15 protein-coding genes are annotated in these 17,112 nt (G+C 40.8%); 1 reads left to right on the top strand and 14 read right to left on the bottom strand.

What is annotated here, in order from left to right; all coding sequences use genetic code 11:
• Positions 1–12: 12 nt before the first annotated feature.
• The 5 genes from J2Y37_RS01100 to J2Y37_RS01080 form a co-directional block, all read right to left on the bottom strand.
• Positions 13–954 carry a Dyp-type peroxidase gene (locus tag J2Y37_RS01100; RefSeq protein WP_349031564.1) on the bottom strand — a complete coding sequence of 314 codons (942 nt, stop codon included), beginning with the start codon at positions 952–954 and terminating at the stop codon, positions 13–15.
• Positions 955–1,034: 80 nt separating this feature from the next.
• Positions 1,035–1,820: a formate dehydrogenase accessory sulfurtransferase FdhD gene (gene fdhD / locus J2Y37_RS01095; protein ID WP_349031563.1), complete on the bottom strand. Its 786-nt coding sequence runs from the start codon at positions 1,818–1,820 to the stop codon at positions 1,035–1,037.
• A 56-nt stretch (positions 1,821–1,876) separates the two neighbouring features.
• On the bottom strand, positions 1,877–4,315 hold the full coding sequence (locus J2Y37_RS01090) for an FdhF/YdeP family oxidoreductase (protein WP_349031562.1): 2,439 nt from the start codon (positions 4,313–4,315) through the stop codon (positions 1,877–1,879).
• 291 nt (positions 4,316–4,606) lie between these two features.
• On the bottom strand, positions 4,607–4,780 hold the full coding sequence (locus J2Y37_RS01085; protein ID WP_005196561.1) for a cbb3-type cytochrome oxidase assembly protein: 174 nt from the start codon (positions 4,778–4,780) through the stop codon (positions 4,607–4,609).
• A 41-nt stretch (positions 4,781–4,821) separates the two neighbouring features.
• Positions 4,822–5,640, bottom strand: coding sequence for a hypothetical protein (locus J2Y37_RS01080; protein WP_349031561.1), 819 nt, complete (start codon positions 5,638–5,640; stop codon positions 4,822–4,824).
• 236 nt (positions 5,641–5,876) lie between these two features.
• On the opposite strand from J2Y37_RS01080, the gene J2Y37_RS01075 reads away from it, so the two are divergent.
• Positions 5,877–7,283: a PLP-dependent aminotransferase family protein gene (locus J2Y37_RS01075; RefSeq protein WP_349031560.1), complete on the top strand. Its 1,407-nt coding sequence runs from the start codon at positions 5,877–5,879 to the stop codon at positions 7,281–7,283.
• Positions 7,284–7,351: 68 nt separating this feature from the next.
• Here the strand turns inward: J2Y37_RS01075 and J2Y37_RS01070 are convergent, their stop codons facing one another.
• The 9 genes from J2Y37_RS01070 to J2Y37_RS01030 form a co-directional block, all read right to left on the bottom strand.
• Positions 7,352–8,623, bottom strand: a complete 1,272-nt coding sequence (locus J2Y37_RS01070; RefSeq protein ID WP_005196556.1) for a Glu/Leu/Phe/Val dehydrogenase — start codon at positions 8,621–8,623, stop codon at positions 7,352–7,354.
• A 56-nt stretch (positions 8,624–8,679) separates the two neighbouring features.
• Positions 8,680–9,600 (bottom strand): formimidoylglutamase, encoded by a 921-nt coding sequence (hutG, locus tag J2Y37_RS01065; RefSeq protein ID WP_349031559.1) that lies wholly within the window; start codon positions 9,598–9,600, stop codon positions 8,680–8,682.
• A gap of 33 nt (positions 9,601–9,633) precedes the next feature.
• Entirely contained in the window at positions 9,634–10,839 is a 1,206-nt protein-coding gene (gene hutI, locus J2Y37_RS01060) for an imidazolonepropionase (protein WP_005196554.1), read from the bottom strand.
• Between the two features lie 115 nt (positions 10,840–10,954).
• On the bottom strand, positions 10,955–12,493 hold the full coding sequence (gene hutH / locus J2Y37_RS01055; RefSeq protein ID WP_004671734.1) for a histidine ammonia-lyase: 1,539 nt from the start codon (positions 12,491–12,493) through the stop codon (positions 10,955–10,957).
• Between the two features lie 88 nt (positions 12,494–12,581).
• On the bottom strand, positions 12,582–14,255 hold the full coding sequence (gene hutU, locus J2Y37_RS01050) for a urocanate hydratase (RefSeq protein WP_349031558.1): 1,674 nt from the start codon (positions 14,253–14,255) through the stop codon (positions 12,582–12,584).
• Positions 14,256–14,527: 272 nt separating this feature from the next.
• A complete protein-coding gene (locus J2Y37_RS01045; RefSeq protein ID WP_349031557.1) occupies positions 14,528–14,638 on the bottom strand; it encodes a HutD family protein in 111 nt (36 codons plus the stop codon).
• Entirely contained in the window at positions 14,635–15,387 is a 753-nt protein-coding gene (gene hutC, locus J2Y37_RS01040; RefSeq protein ID WP_349031556.1) for a histidine utilization repressor, read from the bottom strand. Before hutC ends, J2Y37_RS01045 begins: the two co-directional genes overlap by 4 nt.
• Positions 15,388–15,580: 193 nt before the next feature.
• The gene (locus tag J2Y37_RS01035) at positions 15,581–15,835 is read right to left on the bottom strand and encodes a hypothetical protein (RefSeq protein WP_349031555.1); all 255 of its coding nucleotides are present in this window, start codon (positions 15,833–15,835) and stop codon (positions 15,581–15,583) included.
• A gap of 163 nt (positions 15,836–15,998) precedes the next feature.
• Positions 15,999–17,054, bottom strand: a complete 1,056-nt coding sequence (locus J2Y37_RS01030) for an aromatic ring-hydroxylating dioxygenase subunit alpha (RefSeq protein WP_349031554.1) — start codon at positions 17,052–17,054, stop codon at positions 15,999–16,001.
• Positions 17,055–17,112: the final 58 nt, after the last annotated feature.

Raw genomic sequence — 17,112 nt, 5'->3', positions numbered from 1 at the left:
TTCCCTACCGTCTTATTCAGCCAAATCTTCCAAGAAATCGAAAGTAGGTACAAAGAATAAACTACCTGAAACAGCTGTACTGAAATCAAGTAAACGATCTACGTGACCATTTTCTTTGCCAAGGAACATATTCTCTAACATGGTCTTAGTGATATTGAAGGAACGAGAGTATCCGATGAAGAAAGTACCCGACTCTCCTTCAGATGGATTGGAAAATGGCATATTTGCTCTGAGAATTTTTAACTCATTGCCATCAGCATCATGTGCTTTACTCACGACATTATGTGCATTTTGCGGTTTAACATCATCGCCTAATTCGACATCATCATATTTCTTTCGACCAATTACTTTCTCTTGTTCTTCGGTACTTAGTCCTTTCCACATCTCCATGTTATGTAAATACTTTTGGATAAAGACATAGCTGCCACCAAGAAACTCAACATCTTCTTGACCAACATAAGCAATCTCTTTAGCGATTTCATGTTCGGGATTTTCTGTACCATCCACGAATCCTAAAATTGCACGACCATCAAAGTATCTAAACCCTTTGGTTTCACTGATTGGATAGCTGCTCTCTTTGAGTTGATCATGAATAATTGAAGCCAGTTCATAGCAAATCGCCATTTGATTGGCACGAATATGGAAAAATAAATCGCCTGGGGTGGTAACTGCTGTGTGCTTTGAACCTTTGATTTCTTGAAATGGTTGCAGTTCTTTAGGTTTATTCAAATCTGGAAATAGCAGATCCCACGCATGAGAGCCAATCCCCACTGAGGCACTAAATTGACTATTTGGAAAGCGATTCGCCATACTTCGGACTAAAGCTGAAAAATTGGCGAGGAAGTCAATAATTCCTGAATGATCAGGATTACTATTGATGCCTAGAACAATAAATAATGCATTTTCGCCAGCAAGATTGTTAATAACAGGCTGTGGTCTTAAAGGTATATTCATAATTTTTAGGAATAGTAGAACGCAAACCCCTATCCTACACAAATCAATGCCTTAGGTATCAAGCTCCTCACAAATTTTTACTATTTATATAAAACGAAACTATCACCACGACAGAAACTAGCCAACGTTAAATTTGACTGTTTCGCCATCTCAATCGCCATACTGGTCGGTGCTGAAATCGTCGCTAATAAAGCAATATTGTATTGAGCACATTTACGGATTAATTCATAGCTGGCACGGCTGGTCATGACCACAAAACCTTCAGCGACATTTAAGTTTTGCTCGGCTAAATAACCCAATAATTTGTCTAAAGCATTGTGACGACCAACATCTTCAAATAAAGCCACGATGTGTCCATTCACCACCCACGCCGCAGCGTGTGCACCACCCGTCAGTTCACTGATTTTTTGTCGGGTTTTGAGTTGAGCAATGGCGTATGGAATTTGATTGAACCATGTCGTGCAAACTTGTGTACTGACCACAGGTAGATTCGAATAAAGCTGTTTTAGACTTTCAATGCCACACAAACCACATCCTGTTTGCCCAACCATCATGCGACGCTGCTGCTTTAATCCCATAAAGGCTCTAGCTGAAATCTCCATATCAACTTGGATACCCAATTCATTTTGGCTAATTTCTAGCGAATACAATTCCGTTAAACTTTGCAAGATGCCTTCGGACAAACTAAAACCTTTGGCAAACACCTCAATATCTGAAGGCGTTGCCATCATCACCGCATGAGAAATTCCGTTGTAGATGAGTGCCACAGGATATTCTTGAACAATATAATCCAGTTGGTCTTCGGAAACATCTCGATGAAAACGATGCACTTGCATCGTCTCATAGCCTAACTTTTGCGCTTCCACTCTATGTACTCTCTATTCCACATCGCTTGATTAAAATTTCTTGATAGATCTAAAAGTTATGCACCGCTGACCCTTTCATTGGCATGTTCTGGATCGACTTCAACTGCCAAATTGAAATGTTCAGGAGCCTGTCCTGCATGTAAAATAACGGGAACACTTTTGGATGCAGGAATCTTGGCATATTTATCATGACTACCTAAAGCGACCAGAGGGTTGGTTTCAGGATAGTATGCAGCCAAACTTCCTTTTGGAATGTTATAGGGCACGATACGGAAACTCTGCACAATCCGCTTCACGCCATCGGAGAATACACTCTCAATATCGACCCATTGATCTGCTTCAAAACCAGCCTCATCAATATCTGTTTGGTTCATAAACAGGACACGTCGCTGCCCATACACACCACGATAGCGATCATCTAAACCATATAAAGTCGTGTTGTACTGATCATGTGAGCGTGTGGTCATCAAGGTATAAACCTGTTGTTCACTATAAGCAGCAGCGTATTGATTTTCTTTGTCTTCATACACTTCCGTCAACGGCGTAATCAAGAACTGCGCCTTACCACTTGGTGTATTCCAGACATGTTGATTGGCTGGATGCTCCAAATGAAAACCACTCGGTTGATAGACCCGTTGATTGAAATCATGAAACTCATCAAATACATCTGCAATCGAATCACGAATGCGATCATAGTTCTCGATATACCATTTCCATTTGACTTGACTATCAAGCAAAGTTGCTTCCGCCATTCGCGCCACAATATCGGGTTCAGATAAAATATTCTCCGAGATTGGGGGATTTCGCCCTGCCGAAAGGTGGACATTACTCATTGAGTCTTCAACGGAAATTGCTTGTGCACCATGTGTTTGCATGTCAACTTCAGTGCGACCTAAACACGGTAGAATCAATGCATCTTTACCACAGACCAAATGGCTTCGATTCATTTTAGTGGCAATATGAACGGTTAAATTGCAACGCTTTAACGCTTCCTGCGTATACGGTGTATCTGGTGTTGCGACGGCAAAATTGCCGCCTAAGCCAATGAAGACTTTTACCTTGTTTTCGTACATTGCCTTAATGGTATCGACTACCCCAAAACCATGTTTGCGTGGCGATTGAATTCCAAACACACGATCAATGCTATCCAGTAATTTATCACTCGGATTTTCATTGATTCCCATGGTGCGGTCACCCTGCACATTACTATGTCCTCGTACTGGACATAAACCTGCTCCGGGACGACCAATATGTCCTCTTGCCAACATTAAATTGGCGAGCATGTGGATATTTGCAGTGCCATGACGATGCTGAGTAATCCCCATGCCCCAACAGAAAATGGCTTTTTTCGCATCAAGGAACATTTGAGCGATAGATTCTAAATGTTCGGGTGAAAGTCCTGTGTGTTTATGAATTTGTGACCATTCCGTGCGATCAATCTCTGCTAGCATTTCCTCAAAACCAATGGTATTCATCTCGATGAAACTACGGTCAAATACACTTGCCTTACCTTTGGCTATGGCTTTTTTGTCCCATTCAGACAAATGTTTAAGTACACCAAATAATAAAGCGTAATCACCACCGATTTTAGGCTGAAAATAATAACGGCTAATCGGCGTACTACCATTGGTCATCATTTCCAAAGGGGCTTGAGGATCTTGGAACCGCTCTAAACCACGCTCTTTGATTGGATTAATCGCAATAATATTGCCTCCACGTTTGGAGACTTCTCTAAGCGTTGCCAACATGCGGGGGTGATTGGTTCCTGGATTATGTCCAAAACTAAAAATCGCATCTGCTTGATCGAAGTCATCCAAAGTGACTGTGCCTTTACCTAAACCAATCGCATCTTTTAGACCAACGCTGGTGGTTTCATGGCACATATTGGAACAGTCTGGAAAATTATTGGTTCCAAAGCTTCGTACAAACAGTTGATACAAAAAGGCAGCTTCATTACTGGTACGGCCAGAGGTATAAAATGCAGCTTGGTCAGGATGATCTAAAGCATGTAAATGTTTCGCGATCAGCTGAAATGCATCATCCCAAGAAATTGGCACGTATTTATCTAATGCTGGATCGTAACGCATTGGGTCAGTTAAACGACCTAAGTCCTCAAGATAAAAATCACTCTGCTCAGTCAACCAACTGACAGTATGTTGAGCAAAAAATTCAGGTGTTACGGTTTTACTGGTTGCTTCAAAGGCAACTGCTTTCGCACCGTTCTCACAAAAGTTAAAAGCATGTGCATCTTTCTTTTCAGGCCACGCACAACCCGGACAGTCAAAACCCGTTGGTTGATTAATGTTGAGTAAGGTGATTGACCCTTTTTTCAAAATGTCTTGACGTTTGAGATTTCGAGCAACGCTTAATAATGCTCCCCACCCACCTGCGGGTTGAGTATAAGGTTCAATTCGAGCATATCCCGTATCTTCTTGTTTATGTTTGGTTTGTTCTAACTCATCCATCAAAGTGCCCTCATTTGAGCTATTTTTCATATCTACTCGATAGTAGGTGTAACACGGAAAGAGGAGATTTTCTATTCTCAATTGGTTAGATCTTTTTTGTTTTCAAGGATTACCTAAAGATGATATTTATAAATTTGAATAATTAAATCATCGTCTTAAAATAAAAAATTCTGTAAAAAGCGATGGTTTAAATTTAATTTTCGTGTGAACATTCAAACATTAAATGACGCCTTCTTTTTATTTTGGATAAAAAAACTGACTAACGAATGCTCAAATCGCTAGTCAGAGAGATAAACTAAATCATGGGTTAAGTTCATGCAATTAATGTTGTTGCTGAGATGAATGCTGGACTTGGGTCGCATTTTGCTTTTGCTGAGAAGGCATATAATCAGGCTGATGACTCACGGCAAGAAAGAAGAAAACTAAAAATAAACAACCGAATAAAATACTTATCCCAACCGTAATATATGGGAACTTTTGTGGCTTCTGAGACATATCATCTGCTCCTAAAATCATAAATTTCAAATTTTGAAAAACTAAATCGTGGTCAGTGCTCTATAACCCGCACCATTTTGAATACGGGTTTGCATGTATTCGGCATAGACTGATAATTTTTCAAAAATATGTTCTGAATAAAACATATCTTCAATGAGATGGCTGGCTTGGCTTCTGTTGAACTGACCGATCTGCGAAACAAGATTTGCATTTAAATCTGAAAACAACATACAAAGCGTTTTATGCCATTCATCTTTATTTTTGAACAATAATTTTCTGGTATTAATCAGATCATCATTGACTATGCTTTTTGCTACATCTGCATGAATCACATCAATTTTTATATCGAAATACGCTTGCAATATGTTGCGTTGTTCATCATCTATAACTAGATGCGTAATCAAGAAAATATGGGATATATCTGTTCGACAGAGTGCTTTGACCAAACTTCTATAGAGGAAATCTTCTTCGCTTGTCATGTCATCAACCAGATCAAGATGGAGTTTGAGGCTCTGAATTACATCTTCAATCTTTAGATTGATACTTCTTTCGGCCTGATAGTATTGATTCAAAACTGACAACACCGATGAAGCAACAGGCGTGGTATAGATCACAGCTTGATTTAGATTCGCGATAATAAATGGTGCAAATAAATAAGCCAGATTATTATCGTTTTGCGCAATTTCTGCTTGCGCGATATACGCTATTTTCTCTTTAGAGAAATCTCTAAGCACTTTTGCACGTAACAAGGTCGCTTCTAGATTTACATAATCAAGTGCGAGCTGTTTTTGCACCGATTGCGAAGGTGTTGTCTCTTTAAAAATCCGAGTCATCGCATTCAATTGCTTCGTCACAAACATCGTCATACGCCCTTAAGTCCAAATCATTTTTTTGAACGAGCTAGCAATCATTGCAACGGATACCAAGCAAGTTGCTTCGTTCAAACTGTTATTGTGGATGAGATATTAATACTTGAATAGCGACAGAGTTTGACTAAAAAAATATAACAGATTATTAATTTCTCTAGATTCTGTTATAAAATAAAGCACTAAATACTGCATTCTCATAAACAGAGTAAATTTGGACGCGTGACCTTATGTATAAATCAGAACAGTTGGCGCATAAGCTTAAACTTCTCATCGAGAATGGTACGTGGCAAGCGCATAGCAAATTACCTTCGTTACGCGAGCAAGTACAAATCTCGGGTTTTAGTTTAATTACAGTGATGAACGCTTACCAAGAACTAGAAGCACAGGGACTGATTTATTCAAAGGAAAAATCGGGATATTTTGTTGCAGAACAAAGCCCGCCACAGATTCCCCAAACCTATTCTGTGGTTTCTTTAAATCCTAAAATTGAAATTAACTCGCTGGTTTTTAAATACCTGAAATCTATTCAGTCCAAACAAGTCAGCCCTTTAGGTTCAGCCTTTCCAGATAGTCAATTGCTCTATCCGCCCAAGCTCATTCAAATTATGGGACAACTGGCACGTAATCGGCATAGTTACGATCAAACCTCAAACCTACCACCGGGAAACTTAGCGTTAAGAAAACTGATTGCTCAACGCTATTGTATGCAAGGGATTCCAACTGAGGCCGATGATATCGTCATTACATCAGGTGGTTTAGATGCACTTAATCTTTCTCTGCAAGCGATTACGCAACCAGGCGATTATATTTTATTGCAACAAACCATCTTTTATGGCGCTTGGCAAGCGGCTGAACGTTTGGGTTTAAAAGTCATTACCATTCCCGAACATCCTCAGCATGGTTTTGATCTTGAAGCATTTGAGCAAGTGATTCGAGATTATCCGATTAAAGTGTGTTGGTTCATGCTGAATGCACATAACCCAATTGGATTTACCGTAAGCGAAGAGATTAAATATAAAATCGCAAAGCTTTTACATGAGCATCAAATTCATTTGATTGAAGATGATGTCTATGAAGAACTATTTTATGGTCACCAAAAACCATTGCCGATGAAGTATTTTGATCAGCAAAATTTAGTATTACACTGCTCTTCTTTTTCAAAAACCTTGGGTTCAGGTTTTCGTGTAGGCTGGGTTTATGCAGGCAAATTCTCAGAGCATATCCAACATTTGCAACTGATGAGTACCATTTCAGCGAATGCATTGATTCAAAATGCACTGGTTGAGTTTCTTTCACATCATCATTATGAAAAGCACTTGAGAACACTTCGACGCACTTTAGAAAAAAATAAAAAGCAATTTTTTCATTTTCTGAAACAGCATTTACCCCAAGGCTGCAAAGTTTATAACTATCCAAGTGGGTTTTTTCTTTGGATTCAATTGCCTGACAAGGTCAGTAGTATGCAGGTGTATGAACAACTGATTCAACGTCAAGTCGGTGTCGCCCCTAGCCCATTATTTAATGTTTTGCCTTCTCATCAACAATTCATTCGTATGAATTGTTCTTTTGATTGGACTGAGCAGATTCAACACGCCGTTGAACTATTTATTGCGGTGATTCAGAGCGAAATATAGTTTATTTAAATATAAAAAACGACCTTAAAGCACTCGCTCTAAGATCGTCTTGATTCACCCAGTTAAAATTAACCTGGGAAAATTCCGCGTTCCATACGTGCTTTCAGGATGCGTTCACAACCCAAAATAAAGGCAGCAGTTCTGAGGCTACATGCTTTTTCACTTGCGGTATGCCATACATCGTTGATCGCTTGGATCATCAACTTATCTAGTCTTTGATTGATTTCATCTTCTGACCAGAAATAACTCGCCATATCTTGAACCCATTCAAAATAACTTACGGTTACACCACCTGCGTTACAAATCACGTCTGGCACAATCGTGACCCCACGTTTGATCAACATGTCATCTGCGTCAGGATAGGTTGGACCGTTTGCACCTTCGAGAACCAATTTCGCTGTGATTTTTTCAGCACGTTCAACAGTGATTTGTCCTTCCAATGCTGCTGGAATCAAAATATCCATCTCAACAGACCAGAACTCTTCATCACTAATTGCTTGCGCGCCAGCAAAGCCACCTACACCTTGGTTTTTCTCAAAATAAACTTTTAGTTCTTCTAAGTTAATTCCTTCAGGATTGTAAATAGTGCCTGTATGATCCTGAATCGTCACAATTTTCGATCCCGATTCAACAAACAAGTAAGCCGCTTCGCTACCCACGTTACCAAAACCTTGAACTGCAATTTTTGCGCCTTCTAAAGGCAGTTTGATCTTGTCTGCAACTTGCTGACCTGTGATAAACACACCACGACCAGTCGCTTTAACACGACCTAATGAACCGCCTAAATGTACAGGTTTACCTGTCACAACACCTGTTACAGTATGACCTTGACCAGATGAATAGGTATCCATAATCCAACCCATTACATTTGCATTGGTACCTACATCAGGTGCTGGAATATCTTTTTGTGGCCCAATGATATGACTGATTTCACTGGTATAACGACGTGTTAAACGCTCTAACTCACGTGGTGAAAGTTTACGTGGATCAACACGCACACCACCTTTTGCTCCGCCGAATGGTAGATTTAATACCGCAGTTTTAATGGTCATCCATGCAGACAGCGCCATTACTTCATTCAAATCTACATCTGGATGATAGCGAATACCGCCCTTACCCGGTCCACGCGATAAATTGTGTTGAACACGATAGCCTTCAAAATGTTGGATCGTACCATCATCCATCACAATCGGCACATCCACGATCAAAGCGCGTTTAGGGCGTTTGAGTGTATCGATATAATCTGCTAAATGCTCTAGATAAGGAGCAACACGATCAATTTGTTCGAGATAGGTTGACCATGGACCGTTATTTTGAGAGATATAAGATAAATTAGACATTGTCTATCCTCATAAAATTAAAAATTGATGAAGCGACTACTTGCGCAGCCGATCCATCAATCGAATATGTAATTAAAAATAATATATGCAGCTAATTTGGATGTTCGATTATCCAAATCAAACCGTGGATTACATTCCGCCACGTCAAAAACACGGATTTTCCCTGTTTCCTTAATGGCTTGGAACAGCGGATCAAAGATTGATAAATCAATTCCTTTCACTGCTGGTGCGCTCACACCTGGAGCAATGCTGGCACTAAATACATCCAGATCTACTGTAATGTATAAGTGGTCAACTTTTTCGATAAAACCGTTAATTTTCGCAATCAAATGATCAATTTTTGAGGGTTGTAATTGTTGATCGTATATATATTCGCAATTTAAGCGATCTGCTGTTTCAAACAGCACTTTCGTATTGGAATGTTTCGCAACGCCGATACATAGATAATGAAATTCTTGATCATGTTGTGATGATAGTTGTGCTGCATTTAAAAATGGCGTACCTGAACTAACACGCTCTGCTTCACGCAAATCAAAATGTGCATCAAAGTTGATAATGCCAATTTTATTATCTGGTTGATGCTTTTGAATATACTGAAATAATCCAGAGAAGCTTCCAAAAGCAACCTCATGTCCACCACCTAAAACAATCGGCTTCACCCCCTGTTTTAAGCTTCTTTCTACTTGCTCAGCTAACTCCGCTTGCGCTTTTTCTAACTGACCTTGATCACAGACTACGGTACCAACATCTGCGATCGTAACAGCCTGATGCACAGGCAAATTTGCCAATTGAGCACGAATCATATCGGGTGCGTCTGCTGCGCCTAAGCGACCTTTATTACGCTTCACCCCCTCATCCGAACTAAAACCAATTAAGGCAAAAGCGGCATGTTGGCTGGTATTGACCACTTGATGGATGCGTAAATGCCCGTCACCCTCACCATCTTGTCGTCCTTGCCACGTAAATGAATGATTCATAATCAATGTCACTCTTTAAAATTAATTTTGATACTAAAAAACAATTTCATTGCCATGTTGAACAATCCGTTTCGGTAAATCACCACCGAGCCAGTACACAATTTCAGATGGATGTTCAATATCCCACGCAATAAAGTCGGCAACTTTGCCTTGTTCTAAACTGCCATGTGTATCCTGTAAACCAAGTGCATGGGCTGCATGAATGGTCACACCTGCCAGCGCTTGTTCTGGGGTTAAACGAAATAAGGTGCTGCCCATATTCAGCATCAAACGCAAAGACAATGCTGGTGAAGTACCCGGGTTTAAATCACTCGACAATGCAATCCGAACACCATGCTTATGTAAACTTTCGAGTGGCGGAAGCTGCGTTTCTCTCAGGAAATAAAATGCACCCGGTAATAGCACAGCGACAGTTCCCGCTTCTGCCATTGCCTTAACATCATCTTCAGTCATAAATTCCAAATGATCTGCTGATAATGCATGGTAACGTGCCGCTAAACTTGATCCACCCAATGATGACAATTGCTCTGCATGTAATTTAATCGGCAAATTCAAAGCTTGTGCCGTTTTAAACACACGTTCGACTTGCTCAGGTGAAAATGCTAGATACTCACAAAAAGCATCCACCGCATCGACAAGACCTTCTTGATGTAATTTTGGCAGCATGTCAGTACAGATATGCTCAATATACGCATCGCTTTGATCTTTATATTCAGGTGGCAAAGCATGTGCCGCTAAGCAGGTGCTTTTCACGGTCATGGGTAAAGTTTGCGCGATCTGACGAATCACACGCAGCATTTTCCGTTCATTTTCATAATCCAAGCCATAACCAGACTTGATTTCAATGGTGGTCACACCTTCTTTCTGCATACAACGAATACGTTTGAGTGCTGATGCAAGTAACTGTTCTTCAGTTGCTTCACGTGTTGCACGCACTGTGCTTGCGATCCCACCGCCACTTGCAGCGATCTCTGCATAACTGACACCTTGCAAACGTTGTTCAAATTCGACACTACGGTTGCCCCCAAAAACACTATGGGTATGACAATCAATCATACCAGGTGTCACCCACGCGCCTTTGAGATCAATAGATTCCACATAATCATCAGCAGGCGCATCTTTTTCTGCACCGATCCAATGAATGTGCTGCCCAAGCGTCACCATGGCAGCATTTTCAATACTGGAATATTGTCCATCTTGCATGGTGGCAATATGACAGTTTTTCCAAAGCTTTTTCATGCATACATCCTCAAAAAGCCCAAGCATCAGATGCTTAGGCTATTTTGTTTTTAGCGTTCCATTCCGATATTCTGCGGCAGACTGTGGTTACTCCATGTGACCATTTTCTTCATTATCAGCCTTTAACTAAACTCGGTAAGAGATTTGGAATAATTAACTCGTTCAAACATCCACTCGCAAGCAATTCACTTGCTTGTTCGATATCAGGTGCAAAAAAGCGATCTTCACTGTAATAAGGCACTTGATCACGCAAGATTTTACGCGCGAGCTCAAGTTTTGGAGAGCTTTTCAAGCCTTCACGGAAATCGAGGCCTTGACATGCACCTAACCATTCAACAGCCAAAATGCCACGTACGTTGTCTGCCATATACCACAAACGTTTACCTGCATTCGGTGCCATAGAAACATGGTCTTCTTGGTTTGCTGAAGTTGGCAAACTATCGACACTGGCAGGATGTGCCAAAGCTTTGTTATCACTCGCCAAAGCAGCAGCCGTAACTTGTGCAATCATAAAGCCTGAGTTGACACCACCATTGGCCACCAAGAATGGTGGAAGTTGTGACATGTGACGATCCATCATCATAGAAATACGGCGCTCTGACAGTGCGCCAATTTCCGCAATCGCCAATGCCAAATTGTCAGCCGCCATTGCAACAGGTTCAGCATGGAAGTTACCGCCTGAAATCACATCACCTTCAGCAGCGAAAACCAATGGGTTATCCGAAACTGCATTTGACTCAATCGCCAATACTTCGGCTGCTTGACGGATTTGAGTTAAACAAGCACCCATGACCTGTGGCTGACAGCGGAGTGAATACGGATCTTGAACCTTGCTACAATCTTCATGCGAATGTGCAATCTCACTTGAATCTGTCAATAAGTCACGATATGCAACAGCAACATCAATTTGACCACGTTGACCACGTACTTCATGGATACGTGCATCGAAAGGCGCACGCGAACCAAGCATGGCCTCAACACTTAAACCACCACAAACCGTTGCAGCAGCAAACAAATCTTCTGCTTCAAATAAACCACGCAATGCGTATGCGGTTGAAACTTGTGTACCATTTAACAGCGCCAAACCTTCTTTTGCTGCTAAAGAAATCGGTTCTAAGCCCGCGATTTTGAGTGCGTCGACAGCAGGTAACCATTCACCTTTATAACGTGCTTTACTTTCACCGAGTAAAATTAAAGACATATGTGCAAGTGGCGCCAAATCACCCGAAGCACCCACTGAACCCTTTAATGGAATATGTGGATAAACCTCAGCATTGATCAGTGCCATAATCGCATCAATGACTTTACGGCGAATACCCGAAAAACCACGCGCCAAGCTATTGACCTTTAGCAACATGATTAGGCGAACCATGGCATCATCAAGCGGCTCACCCACACCAGCAGCGTGAGAAAGCACTAAAGAACGTTGTAGCTTTTCTAGATCTTCAGGTGCGATCTTAGTCGAAGCCAATAAACCAAAACCGGTATTAATACCGTAAGCCGTACGCCCTTCATTGACGATTTGCTCAACGCAAGCAACGCTGGCATTAATCGCAGCAGCGGCACTGTCATCAAGTTTGACTTTGATTGGATTTAAGTATGCGTGACGCAGATCTGCTAACGTAAGTTTGCCGGGTTGAATTAAGAGTTCCATTTTGGCGTCCTGTTTTGCACTATATTATTTTCTTACGGCGCTTGTTACACAATTGCAAAAAACGCCGTAATCGTTGTTGTGATGTTTTTTATTGAGTGATCATCGGCAAGTTCAAACCTTGCTCTTTGGCACAATCAATCGCGATGTCATAGCCAGCATCTGCATGACGCATCACCCCTGTTGCAGGGTCATTGGTCAGTACACGTGCAATACGCGCTGCTGCTTCATCTGTACCATCACAGACGATCACAACACCTGAGTGTTGCGAGAAGCCCATGCCAACACCACCACCGTGATGCAATGACACCCACGTTGCGCCACCTGCGGTATTTAGTAATGCATTGAGTAACGGCCAATCTGAAACTGCATCTGAACCATCCTGCATCGCTTCAGTTTCACGGTTAGGACTTGATACTGAACCAGAATCTAAATGGTCACGACCAATCACGATTGGCGCTGAAAGTTCACCACTACGCACCATTTCATTAAATGCCAAACCGAGTTTTGCACGTAAACCTAAACCTACCCAGCAGATACGTGCTGGTAAGCCTTGGAAACTAATACGCTCACGAGCCATGTCTAACCAGCGATGTAAATGCTCGTCATCTGGAATTAATTCTTTGACTTTAGCATCTGTTTTATAAATATCTTCTGGATCACCTGAAAGTGCAACCCAACGGAATGGACCAACGCCACGGCAGAACAATGGACGAATGTATGCTGGAACAAAACCTGGGAAATCAAAAGCATTTGCGATGCCTTCTTCTTGCGCCATTTGACGAATGTTATTGCCATAGTCAAATGTTGGAACACCCATTTTTTGGAAATCTAGCATCGCTTGAACATGCTTCGCCATCGATTGCTTTGCCGCTTTCACCACAACTTCAGGTTCAGTTTTGGCACGTTGACGATATTCTTCCCACGTCCAGCCCAGTGGTAAATACCCATTCAATGGATCATGTGCGCTGGTTTGGTCTGTGACCATATCTGGCTGTACACCACGACGAACCAACTCAGGTAAAATCTCAGCAGCATTGCCATGTAGTGCAATCGAAACCGCTTTACCTTCTTTGGTGTATTTATCAATACGCGCGAGCGCATCATCTAAGTCTGTTGCTTGCTCATCGACATAGCGTGTACGTAAACGGAAATCAATACTGGCTTGTTGGCATTCGATATTTAAAGAACAAGCGCTAGCAAGTGTTGCCGCTAATGGTTGCGCACCACCCATACCACCTAAACCAGCAGTGAGTACCCAACGACCTTTTAAATCACCATTATAGTGCTGGCGACCTGCTTCAACAAAAGTCTCGTATGTGCCTTGTACAATGCCCTGACTACCGATATAGATCCAAGAACCAGCAGTCATTTGACCGTACATTGCCAAGCCTTTTGCATCTAACTCATTAAAGTGTTCCCAATTCGCCCAATGTGGAACAAGATTTGAATTTGCAATAAGCACACGTGGTGCATCTTTATGGGTTTTGAATACGCCAACAGGTTTGCCTGATTGAACCAATAAGGTCTCATCAAGCTCTAAGTTTTTTAGTGTTTCAACAATCTTGTCATAGCATTCCCAATTTCGAGCAGCACGACCAATCCCACCGTAAACAACGAGCTCTTTCGGATTTTCTGCCACATCAGGATCAAGATTATTCATCAACATACGTAATGGTGCTTCGGTCAACCAGCTCTTGGCATTGAGCGTTGTGCCACGAGGTGCGCGAATTTCTACATCACGAAATTTTGTTGTCGTCGTCACAATAAGACTCCTTTCAATCGAATATGGTCTGCAAGTTAAACTGCTTTTACTGTATAGCAATGTCTTAACTTGTATATACATCTATATACTACACAAATCTTTTATCTTGAAAAGATGCTTTTCGTTCCATCTCTAAAAATAATTTACAACACAATGAAATTACTTGATTTATTTTTATTAAGACAACAAAAAACCCATACAACTACAATTTGTATGGGTTTAATAAAAAGAGAACAAATTAGACATTTTTCAGTTCGATTAGACAAGCTTTCTTAAAAAGCATCCAAACTCTCGCCCTCGCTACGTGCAAGTTCAACAGTGTAACCAGCGCCATTTTTCCATCGCATTTTTTTATAATGTGCTGTCGTTAACTGCTCAATCATTGCGTAAATTTACCTTCCAGATAATAACGACTACCCGGATAAATCAACCGTGCGCTAGAAATCAGTTGTTTATTTGACCAAGTTCGACGGCGAATCAATAAGCAAGGCTCGGTCTTATTGATCTTCAACCATTTACATTCTTGCGCAGAACCAAGTACCGCCGTTACTACATGCTCACCTTCGGTTACGGGTGCTTTTGACATCAAATAAGCGTTTGGTGTAATGCTGCTAAAGTCTTGCGCTAAATAATCTGGAATGAGGCTAGGGTCAACCAAACGGTCTTCAATTTGTACAGGCACATCATTTTCATAATGTACGATAATCGAATGAAAAAGCTTTTGTCCTTCCCGCATTTGCATGAGTGCACTTTGTTCAACATTTGCCTGAATCTGTTCTAATACCAATACTTCGGCACGATGTTTATGATTTCGAGCAAGAATTTCTTCTGCAATATTATTGACATGAAAAAGCGCGGTGCGACCTTGCCCTTCTGCTACAAAAGAACCAACTCCTTGTATACGCACCAATAAACCTTCACTGGTCAGCTCTCGTAAAGCTCGGTTGATGGTCATACGGCTACAACCAAGTAAATTCACCAATTCACTTTCTGAAGGAATTTTTTTATTTACCGTCCATGTGCCTTCATAGATTTTTTGTGAAATCATTTGTTTCACACGCAAATACAAAGGGACTGGACTATCTTCTGCGAGTGATAAATCCAAATCTTGTTGCTTGGACGTTCTTGACATTGGCTAAAGCTCATACAATATACTTTGAACTATTGTATATGTATTAACGTCGATTTGTATATACAAGACCATACAACCAACTTGTCTATAATTTAATTAATAGAACAATGCTTGTATTGGATTAGAAATAATTACCTAACTACTTGTTTTAAATTTAGTATTTCGGGGAAATTATATATTTCTTAAATTAGATTTAAAGAAATTTCGAATGAATATAACCTCTTATAACAACCCATAAAACAATAGCTAAGCATCCCACTAATATATTCAAAATTATTTTCCCCATGTTAGACAAATTAGATTTGTATATATTTAGGTTAATTACATAAGCTATTCCAGCCAAGCCCCCGCCTATTGCTCCACCAATAAAGACTAGAAAAAACGGCCAACCGCACATCATATAAAGTTTGAAATTTAATTTATTTTTACTAGGTACCACATCTTCCATCTAAAATTTCCTTATTCGTTATATATGATCAATACCTCGTAAATTTTACAACATTACGAATAGCCGTGATTCAAATATCTGCTTAATAACACATTCTAAGTCCCATTAAAGCCAATATTTACCTAAAATAATTTTCAAATTTTTCATTGAAATGCGTTTTCTCTTAAACCGTATACCGTTTACTCAAGCCCCACTCAGCCAAAATACGACGGTACATGGTCGAAGAGCGATCAGCCTCGAAATGTGCTTCCATTGTAATATCTATGGGCAACTCTTCAGGTTTCTGAGACTCCACCATCTCCTGATCTTCGGCAAAAATCTGCGCATTAAAATCATAAACACCTTGTAAATCACCCGTCGTATCAAAGTTTCGCGTTAATGGCACAAACAAACGGGTTTTGTTATGTGATACAGGACAACAGGCATTGAGGATTTTCAACACGCCAGCATTTGGAAAATGGATGGTGAGTACTGCTGAAAAAGGTGGATAGACATCAAAAATACGCTCCCATAGAAAATCATCTGGCGCTAGATGCTGCATGCCATGCGGATAATTACTGACATTGCTGACATACTCAGTATGTAGTCCATAAGCGGTTCGTTCCGTTGAATATTTCGGAACAACAGGATTTTCTCTATCTGCAAATGCGTTGTGATGCACCCAAGCAAAATGAGCCACATCAATGAACCCTTCCAATTGACGACCGCTTGAACCTGCAATATCCACATACGGCGGCAAGATCGCTTGGTGCTGTTCTGCATCCCATGTATCCAAAACAGGGAAATTTGCCAAGCTCTCATCTCGTCCTAAAATACTGGTCCATACCAAACCATATTTTAAAACTACAGGAAACTTGGTTAAGGAAAAACGATCAGAAATTTTAGTCAAATCGGGTTGCGCAGGAATTTTGGTGCATTTGCCCTCTTCATTGAAATGCAAACCATGATAAGGACAAATAATCGTTTCACCTTCAACCCAACCCTTACTTAGCGGTACACCGCGATGCGGACAAATATCACGTACCAAATGAATATTTCCCTTTTCAGTTTTATAAATCGCCATATTCAAATCAAGTAAAGTGACTTGCTGAGGCTTTGTAGTTACATCTTCAACTCGTGCAACGGGATACCAATGTTGTGCCAGTATTTCCCAATCTCGATCATCAAACTGGCTATGACAAGGTTTATTCGGCACATTAATTAAAGGGATTGCATTCATTGTTTGCTCTCATTTTTCTGCTATAGACCGAGGATCTGTATGGCTTAAATGCAGTTTG

It is taken from the genome of Acinetobacter sp. 3657, from assembly GCF_031456775.1.
Taxonomy (GTDB): Bacteria; Pseudomonadota; Gammaproteobacteria; order Pseudomonadales; family Moraxellaceae; genus Acinetobacter.
This window is presented reverse-complemented; position numbering and strand designations above follow the sequence as displayed.

Coding starts and splice junctions, on each gene's coding strand:
- J2Y37_RS01080 (WP_349031561.1), bottom strand. CDS start 5,640: ATGTTTGTGACGAAGCAATTGAATGCGATGACTCGGATTTTTAAAGAG.
- hutI (WP_005196554.1), bottom strand. CDS start 10,839: ATGAAAAAGCTTTGGAAAAACTGTCATATTGCCACCATGCAAGATGGA.
- J2Y37_RS01085 (WP_005196561.1), bottom strand. CDS start 4,780: ATGTCTCAGAAGCCACAAAAGTTCCCATATATTACGGTTGGGATAAGT.
- hutH (WP_004671734.1), bottom strand. CDS start 12,493: ATGGAACTCTTAATTCAACCCGGCAAACTTACGTTAGCAGATCTGCGT.
- J2Y37_RS01045 (WP_349031557.1), bottom strand. CDS start 14,638: ATGATTGAGCAGTTAACGACAGCACATTATAAAAAAATGCGATGGAAA.
- hutC (WP_349031556.1), bottom strand. CDS start 15,387: ATGTCAAGAACGTCCAAGCAACAAGATTTGGATTTATCACTCGCAGAA.
- J2Y37_RS01035 (WP_349031555.1), bottom strand. CDS start 15,835: ATGGAAGATGTGGTACCTAGTAAAAATAAATTAAATTTCAAACTTTAT.
- J2Y37_RS01090 (WP_349031562.1), bottom strand. CDS start 4,315: ATGAAAAATAGCTCAAATGAGGGCACTTTGATGGATGAGTTAGAACAA.
- hutG (WP_349031559.1), bottom strand. CDS start 9,600: ATGAATCATTCATTTACGTGGCAAGGACGACAAGATGGTGAGGGTGAC.
- J2Y37_RS01070 (WP_005196556.1), bottom strand. CDS start 8,623: ATGTCTAATTTATCTTATATCTCTCAAAATAACGGTCCATGGTCAACC.
- J2Y37_RS01100 (WP_349031564.1), bottom strand. CDS start 954: ATGAATATACCTTTAAGACCACAGCCTGTTATTAACAATCTTGCTGGC.
- J2Y37_RS01030 (WP_349031554.1), bottom strand. CDS start 17,054: ATGAATGCAATCCCTTTAATTAATGTGCCGAATAAACCTTGTCATAGC.
- J2Y37_RS01075 (WP_349031560.1), top strand. CDS start 5,877: ATGTATAAATCAGAACAGTTGGCGCATAAGCTTAAACTTCTCATCGAG.